Raw genomic sequence first — 24174 nt, 5'->3', positions numbered from 1 at the left:
GCATGGCTTGGCTGATGCTAGGCAATCGGCGGGGTCACGCCATACAGGCGGTCACCGGCATCGCCCAGACCTGGGATGATGTAGGACTTCTCGTTCAGCTTCTGGTCCATCGCGGCCAGCACGATGTGCACGCGGTCGTCGCCACCGTGGATTTCCTTCAGGCGCTCGACGCCCTCAGGAGCGGCGATCAGGCAGATGCAGGTGACGGATTCCGCGCCTCGCTCGAAAATGAACTTGATGGACTCGGCCAAGGTGCCGCCGGTGGCCAGCATCGGATCCAGCACGAAGACCTGGCGACCGGTCAAGTCGTTTGGCACGCGGTCGGCGTAGGTGATGATGTCCAGGGTTTCCTCGTTGCGGGCCATGCCCAGGAAGCCGACTTCAGCGGTTGGGACCAGGCGGGTCATGCCTTCGAGCATGCCTAGGCCTGCACGCAGGATCGGGACAACCAGCGGGGTTGGCTTGGCAATCGAGGTGCCGGTGGTGGTGGCGACCGGGGTCTGCACCTCAACGTTTTCGGTTTTCACCTCGCGGGTGGCTTCATAAGCCAGCAGGGTGACCAGTTCATCGGTCAGCTGGCGGAAAATCGAGGATGGGGTGTTCTTATCACGAAGAACCGAAACCTTGTGTGCCACCAGTGGGTGGTCGACTACCTGTACGCGCATAAGTAGAAATCTATCAGCACCGCCTCGGCCAAATCGAGAGAAATCCTCGATTTCACGCTGTTAAAGGTCTTTGGTGTGCCCAAGGAAACAGCAAACTTCAGTGCAGTGGGCGGTGATCCACGCTCCCGGAGCCCGGCAGCCGTCGCAAAACACGTAAAGTGAAAGCACTATGGTGCACGAATTTGATGCTTGGATGGACCTCGCCTTGGCTGAAGCGCGCAAAGCGCTAGCCACCGATGACGTGCCCATCGGCGCCGTTATCCTCTCCCCCGAAGGCGAAGTGCTGGCCACCGGCCGCAATGAGCGCGAGGCGGTCAAGGACCCTACAGCGCATGCCGAGGTGGTCGCCATCCGCAATGCGGTCAAGGCACTGGAAGCCACAGGGCAAGACGATGGCTGGCGCCTATCGGACTGCACGCTGGTGGTGACCTTGGAGCCCTGCGCCATGTGCGCCGGGGCCATCGTCCTTTCGCGCATTCCCAAGCTGGTCTTCGGGGCGTGGGACGAAAAGGCCGGCGCGTGCGGCTCGGTTTTCGACATCGTCCGTGAACCGCGCTTGAACCATTGGGTCGAGGTGTACTCGAGGGTCAAGGAAGACGAATGCGCAGAGCTGCTGCGTGAATTCTTCCGCGGCAAGCGGAGCTAGAGGCCGGCACTGATGTGTTTCGGAACACTTCAGGCCAAAAATAGCACTCTCGTTTTTGTTTTCACCTGATGTTCGTTATAGAGTTATCAGGTCTGGTGACGTGTCCGAGCGGCCGAAGGTGCAACACTCGAAATGTTGTGTACGGTAACCCCGTACCGTGGGTTCAAATCCCACCGTCACCGCCAATGAAAACCCCTGGTCAACCAGGGGTTTTCTTTTTTAAGAATCTGCCGTGGTGCACTTATGGTGCAAATTTCAGCGGAAGGTAGTCGAGACATGCCTGTCATGCGTTGCGAACACGGCTTCCACCACCATGCAGGGCCGCACGCCTGCGACTGGGGCAACCATGACGAAGAGTGCCCCTATTGGGCGTCTCATCGCGCGCAGAATCTCGAAGACCAGTAGCCTCCCGGCGGGCTGCCGCACATCGCTCCGCGATGCTTGCCCTATAGCGGTGACACCCAGCTCGGTCGAACTATTCAGGAGCCATCGCCCAGCAATGAGCCCACGTACAACAAAGCCCCGGAGCGGTCTTATAATTCGCTCCGGGGCCTGTCGTACAAACTCTTACGAGCCGATTGCGTTCACGGCTTCAACGATCGATGCTTCTGGATGCTGCTTCCGGTACTCCTTGACAGCTTTTGGATCGATGCCATCGGCAGCGCCTGGCCTGAACTCCTCCTGCTTGCCTCCGAAGAACGCCAGGATCATAATGGCCCACGCTCCAAAGATCGCCGGCACGAGCCAGTTATCAAGCAATACAAAGGCGACAGCTGCCGCCGCGAGGCAGGCGAACACCAATGTGTATCTGAGGTTCTGTTTCATTTTGCCCCTACTTTTTCGCCCCTAATTAGGTGCAGGCCTTCTTGACAGCCGCGATGCCGAGCAGTTCGGCTCCCAGCGCAGCAGCTGCACCACCGAGCGCCTTCAGCTTCTCGTGGGAGAAGCTTGCTCCCCACATGAGCTTAATTGCCTTGGTCACACCGCCCAAAGAATCCATCAGCTTCTTAATCTTCAGAATCTTGGCAATCGGGATTGCAGTGGTGCCAATTACCAGCAGAATGGCACCCGAGCACTCTAGGAAGCTAGCGGGTTTGGCCACAACGATACCACCGATAGTCAATGGCTTCTCTTGGAGGTTCTGAGCCACCCGGAGTCGTGTCGCCTCGTCTCCCTGGAGAAGAACCGACTCGGGGATCTGGTCGATCGCCCGCAACAACTCTTCAACCTGCTGGGCCTCGCCGACAGACGAACCCACTACAGAGGTGACGGTCTGCGCCGGAGGTTCCGCAACTCGTGGCGCGGCATTAGCCGGACCGATAATTGTCATCATGAGCGCCGAAGCCACCATGACTGCAGTTGATACACCAACCGCTTTTCGGATTTTCGCTTTTCCTCCAATAAGACATTCATACCCACTAGGACTTTTAAAGCTTCTCATTAATAAAGCGTATTGCGTATCATCCAAAAACACGAAGGTTGAGTGTTTGACTCCGAGGGACAGAAGTGCTTTTGAAGCAGTTCTTTGCTCCCTTGGGGCACATCCGATTCCACCATTCTGCGATACTCGTGCCACGCGTTGGGCGCGCGGCTGATCTAATTGTTCTTAGATGAGATTTCTAGCAATCGCGGGGCTTTCGGAATGCCGACGCAGAGCGGTACAACCATTTCGGTGAGCGGGTCGCACAGCTCGTGAGCAAGAGCGTGCAGGTTTTAGGGAAAGACGATCGTCGCAAATCAGCCAGGCGGGTTACCAGGGATCGCAATATTAGCCATCGACAAGACGCGCATGGGCTTCACCATCATGGTAGCACTTTCGATCATTTATTAAATTCAAAAGCGAAATCGACAGGTAGGGCCGCCGGAAACTCTCCACGGTCTAACCTGACTTGCATAATTTTAGTTCTCTCCCCATTACTGAGCGAGATCTTAACTGTGAGGTCAAAAATTTCGATCCGCTGATACGACAATCTAGGAGAGATGTCTTTCATCTCGGTTTCGTAGCTGCCCAGATCCTGCAGCAGTTCGACCCAAAAATCGTGGATCTTAGGTTCCAGATTCAACGGAGGTAATTCCTGCATCCACGCTGGCCTAACGGTGTAGCCCGCTCGGATTAAAAGGGATTCAATGTCGGACCTACTAGCTTCACGGGAGCATGGAACCCACTCGTTGTAAACTTTAACAGCAACGTTTCCTAATTCAGTGACACTAAACCCACTTAATAGGAAATCGCCCTGCGTTCGTTCGAGAGCAGAGAGCTCCATGAACAGACGGCCAAATCGAAGATCTTTCATGAATCCCTAAATCTGGTTGATAGCGTTCTTGACGTAATTAGGGCATTTTACAACCCGTGTAAGACAGTGGGACGTAACTACGCCAAACGACTTCTTATCGCTCGTATTGTTTCGATAATCAATCACTGTGCGCACAATTACGCTATCGCGTGTTACACAATGACGCTTCCAAAGAAAACCAGTGCAGGTAACGTTTTTGACTCTAACATCGTAACCGTACTTAGTCGGAACATCTGTCCGGTAGGGTTTGATGCGCTTTGAAGCAGTGCGTGGGACTTTATAAGTAATGTTGTGTTTATTGACTAACTTATCGTTGATGTTTGTGCGCAGTGTGGCAGGTCTATTGCCGTAATCTTTCCAAGATTTCATCACCGGATAGTTTTTAGTAGCCGCTGGCTCTCCGACTTCCATGTCAGCTCCATCGTAATAGTCACCAGAAATTTCGTTGGGATCTGTTTTACCAGAGGCAGGTGACGCGATATAGAAGTCAACACTCTCTAAGGAAACTCCGTTAGAGGCCAAGTCAAATGCTGACACACTCGCACCAACGTCCTTTATATTTCCCGTCGCCTTACCCGTAATGGGTTCAATGTAGGAAAAATTATCAGGCATGTCCGCAAGAGTTAGCTTGAGCATTCCGTTGTCTGCAATCGGTGGCAGCGCGTTCGAAAGCATGGAAGTGCCGGGGCCTTCAATTAATGATTCACTACTAGATTCTGAAAACTCTGAGGAAGTCTCAATGTCGTGAGATGAAGAGGCGCCTGCAGGAACCGAGGCAGCGCATACTGCAAATCCCACTGCTATTGCAATAGCCAACTTTAGGGTCCGAGAAACTGGATTCAACTTTTGTCCTTGGTGCCGAGGTGGAATAATAAAATATCTCACATAAATATATCATTGCAAAGTATTAGGCGTCCGGTTTTGGTGATCCAAAAAATTCAACTCGAAGAGTGGGGTGCCCCTATGTTCTGTGTCAAGTAATTTTCAGCTCCGGAACATCATAAAGTGACCCATCTCGGATCATCGCGAACAACACCGTCAGCCGGCGGTGGGCCAAGGCGATGAACGCCTGATTACGCCGTTTCCTTTGGCCTCGTTTCCGGTCATAGTAGTCACAGCTGGTCGGGTCGGAGCGGATGGAAGCTAACGCCGAGAGGAACAATGCACGTTTCAACCGTTTGTTGCCCGTGTGGCTGACGCGCTCGGATTTGATCGAGATGCCCGATTGCCTTGTGGTTGGTGCCAGCCCAAGCCGGGCACAGAGAAAGATCCCCTTGCTGCTGGATGCGGCAAGGGGATCTCTTCGGGTTAGGCTCAGCGGATCTGGACATTGCTCGCCTCGGCTCAATCTACGAACGAGCCGGCGTTAACTATTATCGTGAAGAGCTAGCCTTCGACTGGTGCCGATAGTAGGTGAAAGCAAGGATAAGCGCTGCGAGCAGCAGTACTCCGCCGACAGCCCATCCAACCACGGCGTAGTCAGTAAGCTGAGGCACAATAGACAGATTGAACGCGGCTACCGCAAGGAACAGAAGCACCACTACGGTGCTCTTCCTGGCGGCAGACGAATTGCTAGGTTGCTTTGTCATTTGCCGTTTCCATTCTCGTGCCTAACTGACACCGCTCAGGCACTGTCCTGCGGATGCGCCAGCAACATCGGGGAAACCAGCTACGCAGATGATGCAGGCTGTTCCAACAGCAACAGCACAAAGAGAACGGGGGTTTTGCCTTGCCCAGCTCTAGTTCGCGAAGGTATCGGTGAGCTTGCCCTTGGCATCCCACAGTGCCAGCGAATCACCGGCATTGTTCAAGATGCCCGGACCGCCCACGTAGAAAGCTTTGTCGCTGTTGGTGCCCGGACCCGAGTACACGTGCAGCTGCTCGTCTGGCTCTAGCTCGTATCCCTTGCCGATTTCCAGGATGTTGTTGGCGGCATCGCGAATGATGTAACCGCTGACATCGATGGTGCGCTTGCCGGTGTTCTCCAGGATCACGTGCTCGCCATTTTCCGGAGCGACGTCGTTTCCAGGCACGTCGTTGACCGCGTCGGCAATCACCACGCCGTTGTTGGCCGGGAAGTCCTTCTGGCCATCGACGTGGCGGTTCACCTGTGTTGGGAAGTCGCCGGTGATCCGCTCGACGCCCAGAGCCATGGCATCATCAGCAGCTTCGGTGGCGTTGACTGTGTAGACTCCCAGGCCCAAGCCTGCGTCCTTCACACGTTGGGCACCGGCGGCATCAAGCGTGCGGTAGTTGGTGCCGAAGGAATCAGCGTACGTCGCGTAGTTTGCCAGTTCCGCGGCAGATGGCACGGTTCCGGTCAGCTGCTGCAGAGGAACTTCCGGGGCCAGCTGCGCAAAAATCTGATTGGATGCCGCGTCGAAGCTGAGCACCTCGATCTTGTTCGCATCTGCGAGCGCCTTCCACTCCGGATCCTCGGCCAACGCGTCCGCTACCAACTTCTCCACGCCAGGGGACTTGGCTGGATCCTTGATTTCGATGAAGACACCGGTGCCACCGGCCAGTGCACCTGGGACCTCATCGAAATGCGGAATCTTGGTTCCCTTGAACTCGTCCGAGAAGTAGGATCCTGCATCGAGCTGCTGCAGTTCTTCCCAAGTGAATGACGTGATGGGATCATTGACGCGGTCAGGGAATACCTCTGCCACGTTCGTGGTGCGCGGAGGAGTTCCATCATGGAAGATGAACGGCACCCCGTCCTTGGACAGTTGCACGTCGATCTCAATGAATTCGGCGCCGGACTGGCTACCTGCCTTAATGGCTGGCAAAGTGTTCTCCGGGGCCAGGCCTGCTGCTCCGCGGTGGCCGATGATCAGTGGATCGGAACCAGTCGGTTCAATCGGCGCGGCTCCGGCAGGAGCGGCCAGGGTGACGGCCAAAGCCAGGGTTGCTGTGCCGAGCGTGATTTTGCGCAGTTTCATGGAGCTCTTCCGTTGGTGTCATTGATGTACACCGGCCATGCTTCCGCGCGCTGGTGACAGCCGCGGCACACTGAGCTAAATCAGAGATTAACCTTTGCTACTCAATCCCATGCGAGCTGATCTGCGTTTCCAAGCTCGTTCCATTCAATTCAAGATAAATTTGCCCCTCGGTTACCGAAACGGACATGGTGTTGCGGCGGGTCAGTTTCTGGGTGGCCGCATCGACGAACTTGGGGTCGAAGGAACGCACCATGATCTGTTCAGACTGGTGGATCGTCTTTCCACGCCAGGAGGCCAGAAGCTTGGCAGGGTCGCGATGCGTGTAGACGGCGGTACGCCCTGCCCGCTTGCTTCCCGTATGCAGCCGCTGGGCATCAGGAGCACCCACTTCAATCCACGCGGTGATCAGGCCGGTCAAATCCTTGACCAAGATGGCAGGCTCTTCCCCGGTGGAAACGCCGCCGGCCGAGAAGGCGATGCCTTCCTCATATTCGAGGCAGTAGGCAAGCACCCGGGTAACCAAATAGGCATCGGTTTCCGAAGGGTGCTGCGCAGCCCGCAGCGAAAGATCCACGTACACCCCGCGATCCACATCAGCAAGCTGGATTTCAAAGGTGTGCATAGTCGCGCCGATAGCCATAGTCATCGAGTTTACCGTGAATGCCATGGCCCGTCCGACGAGCAGCCGGCTTTCTAGGCTTTCGCCCCGCGGCTTCGAACTACGAAGAAACCTGCCAGCGAAGACAAGCTGGCCACGGCTGCAACTATGCCAACCAGCAGATTCCCGCCAATCGAAAGTACCGAAAACGCAGCAAAAAGGATCGCGGAAACAACGAACAGGGTCTTCATTGCTAGATCATAGCTGACGCAGCGCGCAAATGATTGATCTATCCAGCAGGTGGGAACTTTCCATCCAGGTCTTTGAGCCATTGGCCAAAGAGCTCAACAGCATCGGGCATATAGCTGCCGGGGTTCCGCTCAATGTCTGCCAGCAGCTCACGATGCTCCATCCAGCGTCCGCTAGCGACTTCCTCAGCTTGCAAGCTGAGCTCCCCGCGGGCAACCGTCCAGTACCGAAAAGCCCGGTACTGGGTATGCGCATCTGCGTAGTTCTCTGGTTCCAAGCGCACGAGCTCACTGTCGATGCCCAATTCTTCCTGGGCTTCGCGTCGTGCCGATTCGTCGGGATCTTCGCCTGCTTGGATCACACCGCCAGCGGTGAAGTCGAGGAGTCCGGGGTACACGTCTTTGCTCATCGTGCGCTGATGCACAAAGACCTCGCCCTGCGGGTTGAACACCAGAATCCCGGTAGCGCCATGGCGCAGATTTTCCGCTCTGACGCGTGAGCGCGGGGCTTGCCCGATTACCTGCCCGTGCTCATCGAATAACGCTGCTTGTTCTTCCACGATTCATTTTCCATCACGGGCCTTGGTGCCGCGCAGCATGCCGGCAACCACCAAGGCGAAAGTTCCCACGAGCACCAGCAGCCAGAGACCCAATGCGTAGGAATTGGTTTCAGCATGGTAGGTGGCGCCCATGGCCAGCGGCGGGAAGTAACCGCCCAGGCCACCGGCAGCCGCCACGACACCGGAAACCGCGCCAACCTTTTCCGGAGGTGTCGACGGGCCTATCCAAGCGAAGACCGCGCCCATTCCAAGGCCCATGGCCGAAGCCATCAAGATGAAGGTAACACCGGTCAGGATGCCTTCAGCAGGTTGCTGTCCAACAATATAGGCGAGCGAAACGATGCCGGCCAGCGAGATCAGCGCAATGACTTTCGGACCGAATTTGTCGGCCAGCACGCCGCCGACAGGTCGAGCAATCACTGCGGCCACAGCGAACAACGCCGTACGCGTACCGGCACCGATCGGGTCGACATTCTCCGGGTAGATGGTCATCAGGTATTTGGGCAAGAAGGTCGAAAATGCGACAAAACCGCCAAAGACTATTCCGTAGAGGAAGGACATTTCCCACGTAATAGCCAGCTTCAATGCACCGAAAACCTTCGGGAACAGCGGTTGGCTGCTCGGCTTCCATGCCGGAGACTCGCGCATCAAGAACCACACCAGGATCGCTGCGGCGAGCAGAAGACCGGCCAGGAACAGGTGGGTTCCCCAGTAGCCGAAATCTTGCAGCAGACGAGGTGTCTGGAAGGCCGAAATGGCGGTGCCAATCATTCCCATGCCAAAGATGCCGTTGGCGAAGCCGCGCCTATTGGCCGGATACCAGGCACTGGCGAAGGGGACGCCCACTGCAAAGATCGAACCGCCAACACCAAGGTAGGTTCCGGCGATAATCAGCAGCGCAAAACTGCCAATGCTGCCGGCGAGCGCCACCAGCAGCACCGCCGGAATCGTCGCCAGCAGCACAGCGGTGAACATTTTCCGGGCACCAAAGCGGTCAGTCAGCGCACCGGTGAAAATGCGTCCGATAGCGCCTACGAGCACCGGTGTTGCCAGCATCAGCGACACCTGTCCCTCGCTCAGATCCATCCCCTCAGCATAGAAACGCTGGATCGGTGAAATCAGCATCCATGCCCAGAAGCCCACGGCGCTTGCAAAAGCGGCCAGCAGCAGTTGGAAAAATCCTCCCCGCAAATCAGGCTCATTCACAGTGGTGTTTGCGTCAGATCCTGCGCTCATTGGACCCCCTGGTCGCACGGTTCAAGTAACGTCGAAGAGCCTTTTAAGCCAGTAGTCTATTCCTTTCCATCACGGAATTGGAAGAGTTGATCCGGTTAATTATTTACCTAATGACAGGGAAAAACATTAACGGATAATTCTGGAAAATACTCTTGAAACTCGCGATCCAAAAGACGAAGCTAGGGATACTAGCCACAGTTGGAGGAGATCCGGCAATGAGCGATAGTCCAAACCACACGCAGCCTGCCACTGATGGACCGATTGCTGATTCACTGCTTTCGATGGGAAAGTTCCTGCGCCGCGGTGACACCAGTGACGACCTGCGTGCCATGTTCCTCCAGGGAGGGCGCAAGGGCGATGTCTTCTATCGGGACCGATGGTCCCATGACAAGGTGGTGCGCTCGACCCACGGGGTGAACTGCACCGGCTCCTGCTCCTGGAAGGTCTACGTCAAAGACGGAATCATCACCTGGGAAACGCAGCAGACCGACTATCCCTCGGTTGGCCCGGACTCCCCCGAATACGAGCCACGCGGCTGCCCGCGTGGCGCGGCGTTCAGCTGGTACACCTACTCCCCGACCCGCGTGCGCTTCCCCTACATCCGCGATGTGCTCGCCGAGCTGTACCGCAGCGCGAAGCAGGAGCATCCGGATCCTGTCGAGGCCTGGGCATCGATTGTCGAGGACCCTGCCAAGGCCAAGCGCTACAAGAAGGCCCGCGGCAAGGGCGGGCTGATCCGCACCACCTGGGATGAAGCACTGGAGATCGCAAGTGCGGCGCAGGTCTATTCGGTGAAGAAGTACGGACCGGACCGCATTGCAGGCTTCTCCCCCATCCCGGCCATGTCGATGGTCTCCCATGGGGCCGGCTCGCGCTACATGAACCTGGTCGGCGGCACCATGCTCTCCTTCTACGATTGGTACGCAGATCTTCCAGTGGCCAGCCCGCAGGTCTTCGGCGACCAGACCGACGTGCCTGAATCTGCCGACTGGTGGAATTCGCAGTACCTGATCATGTGGGGCTCAAATGTTCCGGTGACCCGCACCCCTGATGCCCACTTCATGGCCGAGGCGCGCTACAAGGGCACCAAGGTGGTCACGGTGTCCCCGGACTACACGGACAACACCAAGTTCGCCGACGAATGGGTGGCCTTGCAGCCCGGCACTGATGCGGCGTTGGGCTTGTCCATGGGGCATGTGATCCTCAAGGAGCACTACGTCGACAAGCGCACCAAGGCCTTCGAGGACTACATGCTGCGCTTCACCGACTCTCCCTTCCTGGTGGAAATCGATGCGGCCACGGGCACACCGGTGCCCGGCAAGTTCCTCACCGCGGCAGACCTCGGGCTCTCCGAGGAACAGAACGCCGACTTCAAGCCTGCCCTGCTGGACATGGATGGCAACGCCCGGGTTCCGCGCGGCACCCTGGGCCACCGCTACTCCGAGAAAGACAAGGGGCAGTGGAACCTGGACCTGGGCGATATCACCCCTGCCCTGTCGGTCATGGACCTGGCAAGCTGGGATGGCGCAACCGCGGAAATCAGCCTGCCGCGCTTCGATCTGGCCCCGGAGGCCGGGCAGGAGCATGCAGGAGGCTCGGGCGTCGTGCAGCGTGGTGTCCCGGTGGTGCAGCTTGCCGGCAAGACGCTGACCACGGTCTTCGACTTGATGCTCGCCCAGTATGGTGTGGGCCGCGAATCCCTTCCCGGCCAGTGGCCAACTGATTTCATGGACGCCTCCACTGTCGGCACCCCGGCCTGGCAGGAGGAGCACACCGGGGTGCCGCCAGAGCAGGCCATCCGCATTGCCCGCGAATTCGCCGATACCGCAGAGAAATCCGGCGGCCGTTCGATGATCCTGATGGGCGCCGGCACCAACCACTGGTTCCATTCGGACACCATCTACCGCACCTTCCTGGCGCTGACCATGATGACCGGTTGCCAGGGCGTGAACGGCGGCGGCTGGGCGCACTATGTGGGCCAGGAAAAGGTCCGTCCGCTTACCGGCTATCAGCAATATGCTTCGGCCGGAGACTGGAACCGCCCGCCGCGCCACACCATCGGCACCGCCTTCTGGTACCTGGCAACCGACCAGTGGCGCTACGACGGTCTGCCGGCCAACCAGCTGGCCTCGCCGCTGGCCAAGGGCCAATTCGACGGGCGCACCACCGCGGACTGCCTGGTCGAGTCGATCAAGCGCGGCTGGATGCCGGACTACCCGACCTTCAACCGCAATCCGCTGGACCTGGTGGATGAGGCCGAAGCGGCCGGCAAGGATCCGGCGGCGCATGTCGTCGAATCGCTGAACGACGGCTCTTTGTCCTTCGCCTGCGAGGACCCCGACGCCCCGGAGAACTTCCCGCGGGTCGTGCTGATCTGGCGGGCTAACATCCTCGGCTCCTCCGGCAAGGGCAATGAGTACTTCCTCAAGCACCTGCTGGGCACCGATGCGTCGGTACGCGCCCCGGAAGCTGCCGTTGGCCACCGCCCGGCGGACATCGCCTGGCACGATGAGGCGCCGGAAGGCAAGCTGGATCTGCTGGCCACCGCGGATTTCCGGATGACCAGCACGACGCTGTTCTCCGACCTGGTCTTCCCGGCGGCCACCTGGTACGAGAAATACGATTTGTCCTCGACGGACATGCATCCGTTCATCCACTCCTTCAACCCGGCCATTGCCCCTCCATGGCAGACGAAGACCGACTTCGAGCTGTTCGGGTCCATGGCCAAGCGCTTCGGCGAGTACTCCGCCAAGCACCTGGGTGTGCGCAAGGACCTGGTGGCGTCCCCGCTGCAGCATGACACCCCCGATGCCATGGCCACCGTCAAGGGCAAGGTGGCGCAGGACGCCCCGCTGGTTCCGGGACTGAGCATGCCCAAGCTGAAGGTCGTGGAACGCGACTACCCGAACCTCTACCGGCAGTGGAGCACCTTAGGTCCCCTGACGCAGGAACTGGGCATGGTCACCAAGGGCATCAATTACCGCGTGGGGCCTGAGATCGAGGCGCTCAAGCACGCCAACGGGGTTTCCGCCTCCGGCGCGGTGCTGCTGGATACCGACAAGAAGGCCTGCGAAATGATCCTCGCCTTCTCCGGCACCTCCAACGGGCGCCTGGCCACCGCGGGCTTCAAGCAGCTCGAAGAGCATACCGGGCAGAAGCTGGCCTTCCTGGCCGAGGAGCATGAGGGCTCGCGGATTTCCTTCCACGATGTGCAGGTCCAGCCGCGCAGCGTCATCACCTCACCGGAGTGGTCCGGCTCGGAGCACGGCGGCCGGCGCTACACCGCGTTCGCGATCAACGTCGAGCAGCTCAAGCCCTTTCACACGCTGACCGGGCGGATGCACTTCTACCTGGACCACGACTGGATGCAGGAACTGGGCGAGTCGCTGCCGGTCTACCGGCCGCCGTTGGACATGCACCGGCTGTTCAACGACGCCAAGCTGGGCGCCACCGGCCAGCATGAGTCGGGCAATGCCGAGGTCGCCGTGCGCTACCTGACCCCGCACTCGAAGTGGTCCATCCACTCCGAGTACCAGGACAACCTGTTCATGCTCTCGCTCTCCCGCGGAGGGCCCACCATCTGGATGTCCCCGCAGGACGCGGCGAAGATCGGGGTGAAGGACAACGAGTGGATCGAGTCCTACAACCGCAACGGCGTGGTGGTGGCCCGTGCGATCGTCTCGCACCGCATGCCCGAGGGCACGGTGTACATGTACCACGCCAAGGACCGCACGGTGGATGTGCCGATCGCGGAGACCAGCGGCAAGCGCGGCGGCATCCACAACTCGCTGACCCGCATCCTGATGAAGCCCAGCCACCTGATTGGCGGCTACGGCCAGCTGGCCTGGGCGTTCAACTATCTCGGACCCACCGGAAACCAGCGCGACGAGGTCACCACGATCCGCCGCCGCAACCAGGAGGTGCAGTACCGATGAAGGTCATGGCCCAGATGTCCATGGTGATGAACCTGGACAAGTGCATCGGCTGCCATACGTGCTCCGTGACGTGCAAGCAGGCATGGACCAACCGCACCGGCGTGGAATACGTCTGGTTCAACAATGTCGAGACGCGTCCCGGCGTGGGCTACCCGCGCACCTACGAGGATCAGGAGAAATGGCGCGGCGGCTGGAGGCTGAACAAGCGCGGCCGGCTGACCCTGCGCGATGGCGGGCGCTTCAAGAAGATCAGCCGCATCTTCTCCAACCCGAAGCTGCCCGAGATCCACGACTACTACGAGCCGTGGACCTACGACTACGACATGCTGCTGAACTCGCCCTCCGGCGAGCACACCCCGGTAGCCACCCCGAAGTCGCTGCTCACCGGCAAGGACATGAAGATCGGCTGGTCGGCGAACTGGGACGACAACCTGGGCGGCTCGCTGGAGACCATGGACCAGGATCCGCTGCTGGCCAAGATGAGCGAGGAGGTGAAGGCCGAATACGAGAAGGCCTTCATGTTCTACCTGCCGCGCATCTGCGAGCACTGCCTGAACCCCTCCTGCGTGGCCTCCTGCCCCTCCGGGGCGATGTACAAGCGGGCCGAGGACGGGATTGTGCTGGTGGACCAGGACGCCTGCCGCGGCTGGCGGATGTGCGTCTCGGGCTGCCCGTACAAGAAGGTCTATTTCAACCACCGCACCGGCAAGGCCGAGAAGTGCACCTTCTGTTACCCGCGCGTGGAAGTCGGGCTGCCGACCGTCTGCGCCGAGACCTGCGTTGGCCGCCTGCGCTACCTCGGACTGGTGCTCTACGATGCCGATGCGGTAGCCGCCGCGGCCAGCGTCAAGAACGAGCACGACCTGCTCGACGCCCAGCGCAATGTCCTGCTGGACCCGAACGACCCGGCAGTCATCGAGGCCGCCCGCGCCGAAGGCATCCCGGAGGACTGGATCGCCGCCGCCCAGGCCAGCCCGATCTGGAAGCTGATCCGCGACTACCAGGTAGCCTTGCCGCTGCACCCTGAGTACCGCACCATGCCGATGGTCTGGTACATCCCGCCGCTGTCCCCAGTCGTGGACGTGGTCACCAATACCGGCAACGACGGCGAGGACGCCAACAACCTCTTCGCCGCCATCGACAAGCTGCGCATCCCGATCTGCTACCTGGCCGAGCTGTTCACCGCCGGGGACACCGCCCCGGTGGACCTGGCCCTGCGCAAGCTGGCAGCCATGCGCTCCTACATGCGCGGCATCTCGCTGGATGATATGCGCGACGAGTCCATCGCGCAGGCGGTGGGAATGGACGGGCCGGCCATGGAGGAAATGTACCGGCTGCTGGCCATCGCCAAGTACGAGGAACGCTATGTGATCCCGCCGGCCCACGCAGAGCAGGCGCACGACCTGGAGGAAATGGGCTGCTCGCTGGACTTCGAGGGCGGCCCTGGCATGGGCGGGGCAGGCCCGTTCGGTTCCTCGTCGGGCGACTCGGTGCCGGTGGCGGTGGAGAACTTCCACTCGCTGAAGAACCGGCAGACCGCGGACCGGCCTTCCAGCCCGGGACGCGTGAACCTGCTGAACTGGGACGGCAACGGCCGGCCCGAGGGACTCTTTCCACCGGAGGATGAAAAGTGATTCCACGACTGTTCAACCGGGGCACCCCGCGCCGCCGGCTGCCGGGCGCCCTCGAACCGGTGTCCATGGCCCGCGGGGAACGCGCCCAGGTGCACATGCTGGTCTCCCTGCTGCTGGATTACCCGGACGCGGCATGGTTCGACCGGCTGCCGGAGCTGGAGCGCCATCTGGGCGCGGTGCCGAAGCCGCTGGCCGGCCTGCTGGCCGAGTTCATCGATGCCTCCACCGAGCTGGGTGCCGCCGAGGTGCAGCGCCGCTACGTGCAGACCTTCGATTTGAAGCGCAAGTGCAGCCTGTACCTGAGCTATTTCGCCACCGGGGATACCCGCAAGCGCGGCACCGCGCTGGTAACCTTCATCGAGGCCTACCGGGCCGCGGGCTGGGAATTCGAGGCCGAGGAGCTGCCGGACTATTTGCCGGCCGTGCTGGAATTCTCGGCACGCAGCGATGACCCGATCGCCGAGGCGCTGCTCGCGGCGCACATCGAGGGCATCGAGGTGCTGCGCGCGGCACTTGAATCCATGGACAGCCACTGGGCGCCGCTGGTCCGCTGCATCACCCTGTCCTTGCCGCCAGTCGACCAGGAAACCCAGGAACGGGTGCTGGCCCTGGTCAGCGAGGGACCGCCGACGGAAACCGTCGGATTGTCCTTCCTGGGAAATCTTCCGCCATTCAGCCCGAGGGGGAACGGATGAGTACGTCAGCGATTCTGCTCTGGGTCGTGCTGCCCTATGCCTGCGCGGTGGTGTTCATCGTCGGGCATATCTGGCGCTACCGCTACGACAAATTCGGCTGGACCACGCGGTCGAGCCAGACCTATGAGAACCGGCTGCTGCGCTGGGGCTCGCCCATGTTCCATCTGGGCATCCTGATGGTGATCGCCGGGCACGTGGTCGGCCTGCTGATTCCACGCGAATGGCTGTACGCCATCGGGATCAACGAGCATATCTACCACCTCGGGGCCACCTGGCTCGGTACCGCGGCGGCCATCCTGACGCTGGCCGGCCTGGCGATCCTGATCTACCGCCGCCGCACGGTGGGCCCGGTCTTCCTCGCCACGACCCCGATGGACAAGATCATGTACGTGTTCCTGGGAGCCACGCTGTTCTTCGGCACCTTGGCGACGGTCGTGTACCAGGTCTTCGGGCCAGGCTATTCCTACCGCGAATCGATCTCGCCATGGATCCGGCAGATGATCATCTTCCAGCCGCACCCCGAGATGATGCTGGAGGTGCCGCTCTTCTTCCAGCTGCACGTGATCACCGCTTGCCTGCTGTTCGCGCTGTGGCCGTTCACCCGGCTGGTGCACGTGTTCTCGGCGCCGATCCCGTACTTCTTCCGCCCCTACATCGTGTACCGCTCGCGGGATGATTCCCGTGGCGCCGGCAGCCGTCCGATCCGCCGCGGCTGGGATCCAATCACCACGCCGCCGCAGGCCCGCGGCCGGCGCAGCCGGTAGCACCGCGGGTTGCCGGCTGTCCGGAGAATTGCGATTCCGGGGAGGCTGCGAGCAGCCGGACTAGGCTATTCGTCCGGGTGCTCGTCAGCCCAGCGGTGGGCGCGCGAGACCATTTGCTCGGATAGGCCAGAAAGCTCTCCCTTGCCGCTGCCCATGGCCAGGCCGAGCAGGAAGGTGCTCAGCGGGGCTGCTGGCCGGGCGACCTCGTGGGCTACATGCTTGGCAACATCAAGCACGGTGGCGATGTCCACTTCGCCGGAGTCCAAGCCCAATTCCTTGGCGGCTGCTTCCAGCCAATCGTTCAATGATTCGGGCGGCAGATGCTGTGCCATGGCTTCCCTTCCATTCATGCGGGCGCTTTCCAGCGCCTGCGGCGTATCTATGTCACTGCTGATTCCATCATCCACCTGTACCCGTGCCAACTGCAGCTGGTTCAAGGCGCGGCGCACCGGGGCATTGACCAGTTCCTGCGCCAGCTGGGCGCAGATGGCCGCCAGTGCCGAGGTGCGGTAGATTCCTGCCAGCCACTGGGTGTGGCCTTCCGCGTCAACCAGCAGCAGGCCATCGGCTGCGCGTTGCCCAAAGCCACCGATTAACGCGCTGGCCACAGCGGCCGGGCGTTGCAGGTCGCAGGCCAAAACCATGGTCCATTCCGCGTTGGCGCTGCCAGCAAGTTCGGCAAGTCCAGCGGCGATTCCCGCCAGCGGACCGGCAAATGGCGGGTCCTCGCGGATCACGGAATCGGCCTGGGTACCGGCGGATTCCGGGCCAACCACAACCACCCGTCGTGCGCCGGTTTTGCGGGCCGCGGCGACCACGCGGTCAACCAGGCGCTGGCCGTGCAGCTGGATTTCGGCCTTGGCCTCGCCACCGAGACGCGTGCCCCTGCCGCCGGCCAGCACCAGGGCGTTGAAGCCGGGATCCTGTGCGGCGCTCATGGAATCATCCTCAGTACTTCGACTCCATCGCCCGGGTTGACCCGGTCGATGCCAGCCGGAACCAGTGCATAGCCTTCGGCGGCGCCGAAGCCGCCCACCGAGTGGGAGATGCTGCTGGCTTGGACTGCCGGGGCGCACCGCAGTTGTTCCCCATGCTCGAAGACCACCGGGATCACCTGCAGGCGTCCGGCCGCAGCTTTCCAGCCCACCGCGGCGATGGCACGCAACGTTGGGCGCAGCACCTCGCGGTGCCCTTGCATGGCCCGCAGGCACGGGCGCACGAACAATTCGAAACTGACCGCAGCGCTGACCGGGTTGCCGGGCAGGGCGAAGACCATCGCGCCAGCCTGCAAGCGTCCAGCGCATTGCGGCTGGCCGGGGCGGATCTTCACCCGGGCCGCCTGCACCCCGGGTTCGGCATCCAGCACCTGGCGCATCACGTCGTAGGCGCCCGGGCCGACTCCCCCGGTGCTCAGGATGGCGTCATGCGTGGAGCCGAGCTCCTCCAGCTGTTCGCGGACCGCGCCGGTGTCATCCACGCAGTGCACCACGGTGGTTGCCTGGATCCCGGATTCGGCCAGCAGCCCTGCCATGAGCAGCGAGTTGGTTTCCGGGATCTGCCCGCGCGACAGCGTCTTGCCTGGTTCAAGCAATTCCGCTCCGGTGATCAGCACCGCCACCCTGGGAGCGGTGCGCACCGGCAAGCTGCTGGCCCCGGCGGCCGCCAGGGCCGAAAGACGGGCGGCGGTGAGCTGTTCGCCGGCATGGGCCACCGGCTGACCGGCGGTCTTGTCCTCGCCGCGACGGCGCAGGTCCTTGCCCGGCTGCACCGGCACGTGGATCTGCACGGTCTCAGCATCCCAGCCGGTCACCGCGGCGGAGGTGTCCTCGATGCGCACCACCGCATCGGCATCGGACGGGATCGGGGCACCGGTCATGATCTTCACGCACTGGCCCGGTTCCAGTTTCGGGTCCCAGCCGCTTCCGGCCGGCACTTCGCCAATGACGTCCAGCGCGACCGGCGCCGCAGCAGTATCCACCGAGCGCACCGCATAGCCGTCCATGGCCGAGTTGTCCCATAACGGCAGCGGATGCGTGGAGCGCACATCCTCGGCCAGCACCGCGCCGTGCAGTGCGGCAAAGCCTCCAGCCACCTCGATCTGCCGCGGGGCCAACGGCACAACCTGCGACAAAAGCCGCTCACGGTGCACTTCAAGTTCCACTGGTTGGATGCCGGTACTCATGGTTGCTCTTCCTGGATGCTCATCGGATGCTGTGCTGGCAAGGTGGCCGCCACCGCACGCACAAAGCGGTTGGCAGGTTCAGCGAAAACCTGCTGCACCGTTCCCTGCGCAATGATTCTTCCGCGCTCCAGCACCAGCAAGTCATCGGCGAGCGCCAGGGCGTCGGCGGCCGAATGCGAGACGACAATGGCGCTGGTTCCGGTGCGTTCCAGCTCTTCGCGCACCAGCGCGCGCATGTCCATGGCGGCCTCGACATCCAGCGAAGCGAACGGCTCGTCGATCAGCAGGATCTTGGGCGCGGCGGCCAAGGCCCTCGCCAGCGCGATGCGCTGGCGCTGGCCGCCGGAGAGGGCCTCGGGCCTGTGCGTGGCGATTTCTTCCAGGCCCAGCCGCGCAATCCATTCGGCGGCCGCGGACTTCGCGGCGGCCTTGTCCAGTCCCCCGGCCCGGGCGCCGAAGGCGATGTTCTTCAGCGCATCCAGATGCGGGAACAGGTGCGGGTCCTGGCCCAGCAGGCCGACCTCGCGCAGGTGCGGCGGACGGTGCTGCTTCGCATCGGCCAGCAGGGAACCGGAAAGCTCGATGCGCCCGGCGGCAATCTTCTGGATCCCGGCGATGGCATGCACAATGGTGGACTTGCCTGAGCCGCTGGGTCCCATCATCGCCAGCGTGCTGCCGGCAGGCACCTGGAATTCGACGTCCACGTCGAATCCGGTGCGCGGCACGCGCAGGGCAACCTCCAGTGTCATTTCAAGGCCCCCGGACGCCAGGCGCGCACCAGCAGCAGCACCACCACGGCGGTGGCCAGCAGCAGCAGCGACAGGGCGACCGCGGAATCCCGTCCGGTGCCGGCCCCGTTGAATGCGGTGTAGATGGCCAGCGGCATGGTCTGGGTAATGCCCGGCGCGTTGCCGGCGAACAGCGCGGTGGCCCCGAATTCGCCGATGGCCCGCGCGAAGCACAGGATCACCCCGGCTACCAGGCCCGGGGCGGCCAGCGGCAAGGTGATGCGGGTGAGCACCATCCAGCGTCCGGCACCCAGGGTGGCGGCGGCTTGCTCGTAGCCGGCCCCGGCGGCTCGCAGCGAGCCCTCCACGGAGAGCACCAGGAAGGGCAGGGCCACGAAACTCTGGGCGATGACCACCGCCGCGGTGGAGAAGGGCAGGGTGATCCCCCACAGGGAATCGATGAATTCGCCGATGGGGCTGGTGCGTCCGAAGAGGAAGAGCAAGGCGACGCCGCCAACCATCGGCGGCAGCACCAGCGGGACGGCGATCAGCGCGCGCAGCAGCTGGGCTATCCGGGCTGGACTGCGGGCCATCAGCACCGCCAGCGGCACGCCAAGCAGCACGCACAGCACGGTGGCCGCCACCCCGGTGCGCAGGCTCAGCCACAGCGCCGAAAGGGCCTGGGGGCTGGTTGCATCGTCCACCAGCGTGGACCAGCTGGCGCGCGTGATCAGCGCCAGCAGCGGAAGCACCAGCAGCCCGACGCCCAGCAGGGCCGGAGCGATGGCGAAGCCGGGAACCCGTACCCCGGTATCGCTAGCCATTGGCCTGCTCAGCGCCGGTGCCGAAGCCGTGCTCGGCAAGGATCTGCTGGCCGCGCTCGCTGATCACGAAATCCATGAACGCCTGCGCGCCGGGATTCTCGCCGAGCGTCGTAATCGGATAGGTGTTCACTATGTCCTCGGCGCCGTCCGGGACAATCGAGGCGACGTTCTCTTCGTTGAGCACATCGGTGGCGTAGACCAGCCCGGCATCCGCTTCACCGGCGGCCACCTTCTGCAGCACCGCGGTGACGTTCTGCTCCTCGCTGGCCGGGGTCACCTGAACCCCTTGGTCTTCGAGCAGCTGGCGGGAGGCCGAGCCGCATGGCACCTGCTGCGCGCACAGCACCGTGGTGGCCTGCGCCAGATCATCGAGCGAATCGATATCCGCCGGGTTGTCCTGCGGCACCGCGATCACCAGGGTGTTGCTGGCGAAGATCACCGGCTCGTGGCCGAACCCGGCCTCGGTTACCTCGGACATGTTGCGTTCATCGGCCGAGGCGAAGACGTCCACGTCGGCGCCTTCGAGGATCTGCGTGGCCAGGGTCGAGGAGCCGTCGTAGGAGATGCTGGAAATCTGCACCTCGGGGTGTTCTGCGCTGAATTCTTCGGAGATCTGCTCGAAGGCGCTTTGCAGGGAGGCCGCCGCGGAGATGGTGATGGGTTCGGCTGCTGCATCCTCGGATGGGGTGCTGGCCGAACAGCCGGCCACCGCCAGCACGGCCGCCGCCAGCCCGGCAAGGGCTCGGAACCGTGGGAAAGGGCGGTGCTGCATGGGTTCTCCTTGAAATCGGGGCTGGTGCCAATGCTACCGTCGCACCTGCCATGCCGATCCATTTGCGTAGCTGATTTGTTACTTTCAGGTTAACCGTCTTCCACGCGAGGATGCCGGAAGCTACTGTGGAGAGTATGAAAGCACAAGCGGCCGGCGCTCTGGGCGATGCCCGTGGACGGCCCCTGCACGACCTGCGGATCTCGGTGACTGACCGCTGCAATTTCCGCTGCGTGTATTGCATGCCCAAGGAGATCTTCGGGCGCGATTTCGTCTTCCGCGAGCGCTCCGAGCTGCTCAGCTTCGAGGAAATCGAGCGGCTGGCTCGTATCAGCGTTTCGCTGGGGGTCACCAAGCTGCGCCTGACCGGAGGCGAGCCGCTGCTGCGCCGCGGAATCGTGGACCTGGTTAGCATGCTTTCGAAGCTGAAGACCCCCGAGGGCCAGCCGGTGGATTTGGCAATGACCACCAACGGCTCGGCGTTGCCGGTCATGGCCCAGAAGCTCAAGGACGCGGGGCTGCGCCGTGTCACCATCTCGCTGGATTCGCTGGATGACGACAAGTTCAAGGCCATCAATGATGTGGATTTCCCTGTGTCCCGGGTGCTGCACGCCATTGATGTGGCTCAAGAGGTGGGCCTGGGCCCGGTGAAGATCAATACGGTGGTCAAGCGCGGGGTCAACGATTCGGAGATCCTGTCGCTGGCCGAGCATTTCCGCGGCACCGGTGCGATCCTGCGCTTCATTGAATACATGGATGTGGGCACCACCAACGGCTGGAAGCTGGACGAGGTGCTGCCCTCTTCCGAGGTTGTGGCCATGGTCAATAAGCGCTGGGCGCTGGAACCGGTCAGCAAGACCGAGCCGGGTGAAACCGCCAACCGCTGGCGCTACACCGACGGCGCCGGAGAAATCGGCGTGATCTCCAGTGTCACCAATGCCTTCTGCGGCAATTGCTCGCGCGCCCGGGTCTCGGCCGAAGGCCAGCTGTACACCTGCCTGTTCGCCGGCTCCGGTTATGACCTGCGCGCCCTGATGCGCGACGGGATCAGCGATGAGGAGTTGGCCAACGCGCTGGCCGGGCACTGGCGCAAGCGCGATGACAACTATTCGGAACTGCGCGCCGCACTGACCCCGGGCAACCGCAAGCGCATCGAAATGTCCTACATCGGGGGCTAGCCCATCGATTTCTGCCCGTCCAGGGATTCGCGGATGATGTCCGCATGCCCTGCATGCTGGGTGGTTTCCGCAATGATGTTCAGCAAAGTGCGGCGCACCGACCAGTGCGTGTCGGTGAACCACGGGGCGGAGGGCAATTCGTAAACCGTGTCCAGATCGATTTCTGCCAGCAGGGCATCGGTGCGCTCGGCTATCAGGGCGTAGTTTTCCAGGAGCTCGTCCAACGTCTCGTGTGGCTGCATGTTGAATTCGTTCTGGAAGGCTTCGATCATCTCCGAGGTCGGTTCGGAGAAGTCAATGCCGTCCCAGGCCATGGCGGCCCGCCCTTTGACCATGAATTCCTGCCATTGCTGCTCGACTCCGGTCACATGCTTGATCAGCCCGCCGAGGGTCAGCTCGCTGACTGTGGTTCGAGTGGCTGCCTGCTCATCGGTGAGGTTCTGGGTGGTGAACCGCAGGAAATGCCGGGCATTGGCAAGGGCCTGGAACAGGTCGGCGCGTTCCCCGGTGAGGGTGGTGTTGGTGTTGGCCATGGTGCTCGTGGTTTCCTCCTGGCATAAGCTGCAGCGGGTATTTCCAGCTGGTAATAACCAGAGTAGAAGCCAAAAGTGCCAGTTCTTGTCCTAAATCAAGGCAGACTTGTTGCATGAGTACCAGCACCAGATTCCTGCGTTTGCTGTCCCTGCTGCAGACCCACCGCTACTGGTCCGGGGACGAGCTGGCTGAACGCTTGGACGTCAGCCTGCGCACCGTTCGCCGCGACATCGACCGGTTGCGCGACTTGGGCTACCCGGTGCAGGCGGATCGCGGTGTGGGCGGCGGCTACCAGCTGTCTTCTGGCGCCGCACTGCCTCCGTTGGTGCTTGACGACGAGGAAGCGGTCGCGCTGGTTGTCGGACTACAGTCGACGGTCCACGGCGGCGAGGATGCGCTTGCGGAGGCGGGGCTGCGTGCCCTGTCCAAGGTGGTCCCGGTGCTGCCGTCCAAGCTCCGGCAGCGGGTGCAAGCGCTGGCTTCCAGCACCGTCCCGCTGGACTCCCCGACTTCCTCACCTGATTCCGTGGACCCGGCAGTTCTGGTGGCTTTTGCCCAGGCATGCCGCGACCATGAACGAATCGCCTTCGACTACAAGGATGCCAAGGGAGTTGCGAGCTCGCGCAGGGTCGAGCCGGCCCAGTTGGTGAATGTCGGCAACCGCTACTACCTGGTGGCCTTCGATCTGGATCGCGATGATTGGCGCAGCTTCCGCGTGGACCGCGCCGAGAACGCAGATCCGCGGGCGTTGCGCTTTGCGCCGCGGCAGATCCCCGGCGGCGATGCAGCCCAGTTTGTCCGCAATGGGCTGCGCGGCTCCGGAGTGCAGCCAGTCAGCGCACGGGTGCACGCCGGCGCGGAAGCGCTGGCACCCCTCATTGGCCGGTGGTTCGAGATCGATCCGATCGATGACCGCAGTTGCATGGTGCGCACGGAGAACGCCGACCTGCGGTGGGCGGCTTTCGGGCTGGCGCTGAGCGAAGCACCGGTCAGCGAGGTGCAGCCAAAGGAATTGCGGGAGTTGCTGTCGGAATGGTCGGCCAGACTTGCACAAGAGCCTGGCACGTAGAATTCCAGCTGTCGAAACCAGCTAGCTGCTGTGCTCGCCGAAAAATGCCGTACGATTGCTCGCTGGCCTGGAAGCCGCGCGCAATGAACAGACCACGAAACGTGGGCTTGTTGAACCGTGAAGCGTCAACCTGGTGACTTGGCTCGGCTGCTGGTCGATTCAATTACGCCGTTGCCAAGATTAATTGCTTTCGAAGCTGGCCATGGCCACGCCCCCGCGAAGTCCGGATCTCCACGTGCTAGCGCACGGAACCAACCGAATTGTTAAAGCCCAACCCATTCGGAGCTGCCGGAAGTGAAGTGCTGCTTTTTCCAAATCGGCACCTCGGCCTTGATGCGTTCCACCAGGTTCTCGATGGCGTCGAAGGCTTCCTTGCGGTGCGCCGCGGCCGAGGCAGCTACCAGCGCCGCATCACCAATCTTCAACGGACCCACGCGGTGAACTGCCGCAAGCTTCAGCCCAGTGCGTTCTTCTTCCTCGGCGATGATCTTTTCCAGGAACTCTTGTGCCTGCGGGTGGTGGGAGTAATCCAAGGAATTCACCGACTGGCCGCCATCATGGTTGCGGATGATGCCATGGAACATCACCAAGGCTCCCGAAGTATCGGATTCCACGGCAGCCTTCACCGCAGCTTCATCGATCGGTTCTTCGGTAATCAGTGCGTAGCTCATGC

Annotated in this window: 24 protein-coding genes, 1 tRNA gene and 1 pseudogene; 8 read left to right on the top strand and 18 right to left on the bottom strand. The window is 61.7% G+C overall.

Features of this window, described 5'->3' with window-relative positions; all coding sequences use genetic code 11:
• Nucleotides 1-17: 17 nt before the first annotated feature.
• Entirely contained in the window at nucleotides 18-665 is a 648-nt protein-coding gene (gene upp, locus EKH49_RS14340; protein WP_066144007.1) for a uracil phosphoribosyltransferase, read from the bottom strand.
• Between the two features lie 169 nt (nucleotides 666-834).
• Here upp and tadA point away from each other — a divergent pair, with 169 nt between their 5' ends.
• Together tadA and EKH49_RS14330 are read left to right on the top strand one after the other, a co-directional pair.
• The gene (gene tadA / locus EKH49_RS14335) at nucleotides 835-1311 is read left to right on the top strand and encodes a tRNA adenosine(34) deaminase TadA (RefSeq protein ID WP_038992357.1); all 477 of its coding nucleotides are present in this window, start codon (nucleotides 835-837) and stop codon (nucleotides 1309-1311) included.
• A 94-nt stretch (nucleotides 1312-1405) separates the two neighbouring features.
• Nucleotides 1406-1496, top strand: a tRNA-Ser gene (locus tag EKH49_RS14330).
• Between the two features lie 382 nt (nucleotides 1497-1878).
• On the opposite strand, the gene EKH49_RS14325 is transcribed toward EKH49_RS14330, so the two are convergent.
• The 10 genes and pseudogenes from EKH49_RS14325 to EKH49_RS14285 form a co-directional block, all read right to left on the bottom strand.
• On the bottom strand, nucleotides 1879-2136 hold the full coding sequence (locus EKH49_RS14325) for a hypothetical protein (RefSeq protein WP_128471376.1): 258 nt from the start codon (nucleotides 2134-2136) through the stop codon (nucleotides 1879-1881).
• Between the two features lie 25 nt (nucleotides 2137-2161).
• Nucleotides 2162-2785 carry a hypothetical protein gene (locus EKH49_RS14320; protein ID WP_128471375.1) on the bottom strand — a complete coding sequence of 208 codons (624 nt, stop codon included), beginning with the start codon at nucleotides 2783-2785 and terminating at the stop codon, nucleotides 2162-2164.
• Nucleotides 2786-3131: 346 nt separating this feature from the next.
• On the bottom strand, nucleotides 3132-3605 hold the full coding sequence (locus EKH49_RS14315; RefSeq protein ID WP_128471374.1) for a hypothetical protein: 474 nt from the start codon (nucleotides 3603-3605) through the stop codon (nucleotides 3132-3134).
• A 6-nt stretch (nucleotides 3606-3611) separates the two neighbouring features.
• Complete coding sequence (locus tag EKH49_RS14310; RefSeq protein WP_128471373.1) at nucleotides 3612-4403, bottom strand: hypothetical protein; 792 nt, start codon at nucleotides 4401-4403, stop codon at nucleotides 3612-3614.
• A 175-nt stretch (nucleotides 4404-4578) separates the two neighbouring features.
• Nucleotides 4579-4869 (bottom strand): annotated as a pseudogene (locus tag EKH49_RS14305) (transposase); the annotation flags it as partial.
• Nucleotides 4870-5344: 475 nt separating this feature from the next.
• Nucleotides 5345-6547: a glycerophosphodiester phosphodiesterase family protein gene (locus EKH49_RS14300; protein ID WP_128471372.1), complete on the bottom strand. Its 1203-nt coding sequence runs from the start codon at nucleotides 6545-6547 to the stop codon at nucleotides 5345-5347.
• A gap of 97 nt (nucleotides 6548-6644) precedes the next feature.
• Nucleotides 6645-7187: a YaeQ family protein gene (locus EKH49_RS14295; RefSeq protein WP_128471399.1), complete on the bottom strand. Its 543-nt coding sequence runs from the start codon at nucleotides 7185-7187 to the stop codon at nucleotides 6645-6647.
• Nucleotides 7188-7240: 53 nt separating this feature from the next.
• Entirely contained in the window at nucleotides 7241-7396 is a 156-nt protein-coding gene (locus tag EKH49_RS16605; RefSeq protein WP_161567534.1) for a hypothetical protein, read from the bottom strand.
• 38 nt (nucleotides 7397-7434) lie between these two features.
• A complete protein-coding gene (locus tag EKH49_RS14290) occupies nucleotides 7435-7953 on the bottom strand; it encodes an NUDIX domain-containing protein (RefSeq protein WP_161567533.1) in 519 nt (172 codons plus the stop codon).
• A 3-nt stretch (nucleotides 7954-7956) separates the two neighbouring features.
• Nucleotides 7957-9189: an MFS transporter gene (locus tag EKH49_RS14285; RefSeq protein WP_128471370.1), complete on the bottom strand. Its 1233-nt coding sequence runs from the start codon at nucleotides 9187-9189 to the stop codon at nucleotides 7957-7959.
• A 215-nt stretch (nucleotides 9190-9404) separates the two neighbouring features.
• Here EKH49_RS14285 and EKH49_RS14280 point away from each other — a divergent pair, with 215 nt between their 5' ends.
• Genes EKH49_RS14280 through narI form a run of 4 tightly spaced genes read left to right on the top strand, consistent with a single transcriptional unit; the run spans nucleotide 9405 to nucleotide 16217 of the window.
• Nucleotides 9405-13124, top strand: coding sequence for a nitrate reductase subunit alpha (locus EKH49_RS14280; RefSeq protein WP_128471369.1), 3720 nt, complete (start codon nucleotides 9405-9407; stop codon nucleotides 13122-13124).
• Nucleotides 13121-14758: a nitrate reductase subunit beta gene (gene narH / locus EKH49_RS14275; RefSeq protein ID WP_128471368.1), complete on the top strand. Its 1638-nt coding sequence runs from the start codon at nucleotides 13121-13123 to the stop codon at nucleotides 14756-14758. Before EKH49_RS14280 ends, narH begins: the two co-directional genes overlap by 4 nt.
• Nucleotides 14755-15453 carry a nitrate reductase molybdenum cofactor assembly chaperone gene (gene narJ / locus EKH49_RS14270; RefSeq protein ID WP_128471367.1) on the top strand — a complete coding sequence of 233 codons (699 nt, stop codon included), beginning with the start codon at nucleotides 14755-14757 and terminating at the stop codon, nucleotides 15451-15453. The genes narH and narJ overlap by 4 nt, the downstream gene beginning before the upstream one ends.
• Nucleotides 15450-16217, top strand: coding sequence for a respiratory nitrate reductase subunit gamma (gene narI, locus EKH49_RS14265; protein ID WP_128471366.1), 768 nt, complete (start codon nucleotides 15450-15452; stop codon nucleotides 16215-16217). The genes narJ and narI overlap by 4 nt, the downstream gene beginning before the upstream one ends.
• A gap of 65 nt (nucleotides 16218-16282) precedes the next feature.
• Here narI and EKH49_RS14260 read toward each other — a convergent pair whose 3' ends face one another.
• Genes EKH49_RS14260 through modA form a run of 5 tightly spaced genes read right to left on the bottom strand, consistent with a single transcriptional unit; the run spans nucleotide 16283 to nucleotide 20723 of the window.
• The gene (locus tag EKH49_RS14260) at nucleotides 16283-17155 is read right to left on the bottom strand and encodes an NTP transferase domain-containing protein (RefSeq protein WP_128471365.1); all 873 of its coding nucleotides are present in this window, start codon (nucleotides 17153-17155) and stop codon (nucleotides 16283-16285) included.
• Nucleotides 17152-18399: a molybdopterin molybdotransferase MoeA gene (locus EKH49_RS14255; RefSeq protein ID WP_128471364.1), complete on the bottom strand. Its 1248-nt coding sequence runs from the start codon at nucleotides 18397-18399 to the stop codon at nucleotides 17152-17154. Before EKH49_RS14255 ends, EKH49_RS14260 begins: the two co-directional genes overlap by 4 nt.
• Nucleotides 18396-19148: an ATP-binding cassette domain-containing protein gene (locus EKH49_RS14250; RefSeq protein WP_128471363.1), complete on the bottom strand. Its 753-nt coding sequence runs from the start codon at nucleotides 19146-19148 to the stop codon at nucleotides 18396-18398. Before EKH49_RS14250 ends, EKH49_RS14255 begins: the two co-directional genes overlap by 4 nt.
• Nucleotides 19145-19951, bottom strand: a complete 807-nt coding sequence (locus EKH49_RS14245) for an ABC transporter permease (RefSeq protein ID WP_128471362.1) — start codon at nucleotides 19949-19951, stop codon at nucleotides 19145-19147. Before EKH49_RS14245 ends, EKH49_RS14250 begins: the two co-directional genes overlap by 4 nt.
• Entirely contained in the window at nucleotides 19944-20723 is a 780-nt protein-coding gene (gene modA / locus EKH49_RS14240) for a molybdate ABC transporter substrate-binding protein (protein WP_128471361.1), read from the bottom strand. The genes EKH49_RS14245 and modA overlap by 8 nt, the downstream gene beginning before the upstream one ends.
• Before the next feature lie 134 nt (nucleotides 20724-20857).
• Here modA and moaA point away from each other — a divergent pair, with 134 nt between their 5' ends.
• A complete protein-coding gene (moaA, locus tag EKH49_RS14235; protein ID WP_128471360.1) occupies nucleotides 20858-21898 on the top strand; it encodes a GTP 3',8-cyclase MoaA in 1041 nt (346 codons plus the stop codon).
• Here the strand turns inward: moaA and EKH49_RS14230 are convergent.
• Complete coding sequence (locus EKH49_RS14230) at nucleotides 21895-22431, bottom strand: DinB family protein (protein WP_128471359.1); 537 nt, start codon at nucleotides 22429-22431, stop codon at nucleotides 21895-21897. The genes moaA and EKH49_RS14230 overlap by 4 nt on opposite strands.
• 113 nt (nucleotides 22432-22544) lie before the next feature.
• On the opposite strand from EKH49_RS14230, the gene EKH49_RS14225 reads away from it, so the two are divergent.
• On the top strand, nucleotides 22545-23501 hold the full coding sequence (locus EKH49_RS14225) for a helix-turn-helix transcriptional regulator (protein ID WP_128471358.1): 957 nt from the start codon (nucleotides 22545-22547) through the stop codon (nucleotides 23499-23501).
• Between the two features lie 263 nt (nucleotides 23502-23764).
• Here EKH49_RS14225 and EKH49_RS14220 read toward each other — a convergent pair whose 3' ends face one another.
• Nucleotides 23765-24172 carry a molybdenum cofactor biosynthesis protein MoaE gene (locus EKH49_RS14220; RefSeq protein ID WP_201739621.1) on the bottom strand — a complete coding sequence of 136 codons (408 nt, stop codon included), beginning with the start codon at nucleotides 24170-24172 and terminating at the stop codon, nucleotides 23765-23767.
• Between the last annotated feature and the right edge of the window lie 2 nt (nucleotides 24173-24174).

This window comes from Glutamicibacter sp. HZAU (genome assembly GCF_004100365.1).
In the GTDB taxonomy this organism is placed as follows: Bacteria; Actinomycetota; Actinomycetes; order Actinomycetales; family Micrococcaceae; genus Glutamicibacter; species Glutamicibacter nicotianae.
Note: the sequence above shows the minus strand (reverse complement) of the source record. Positions and strands in the feature narration are given on the sequence as shown.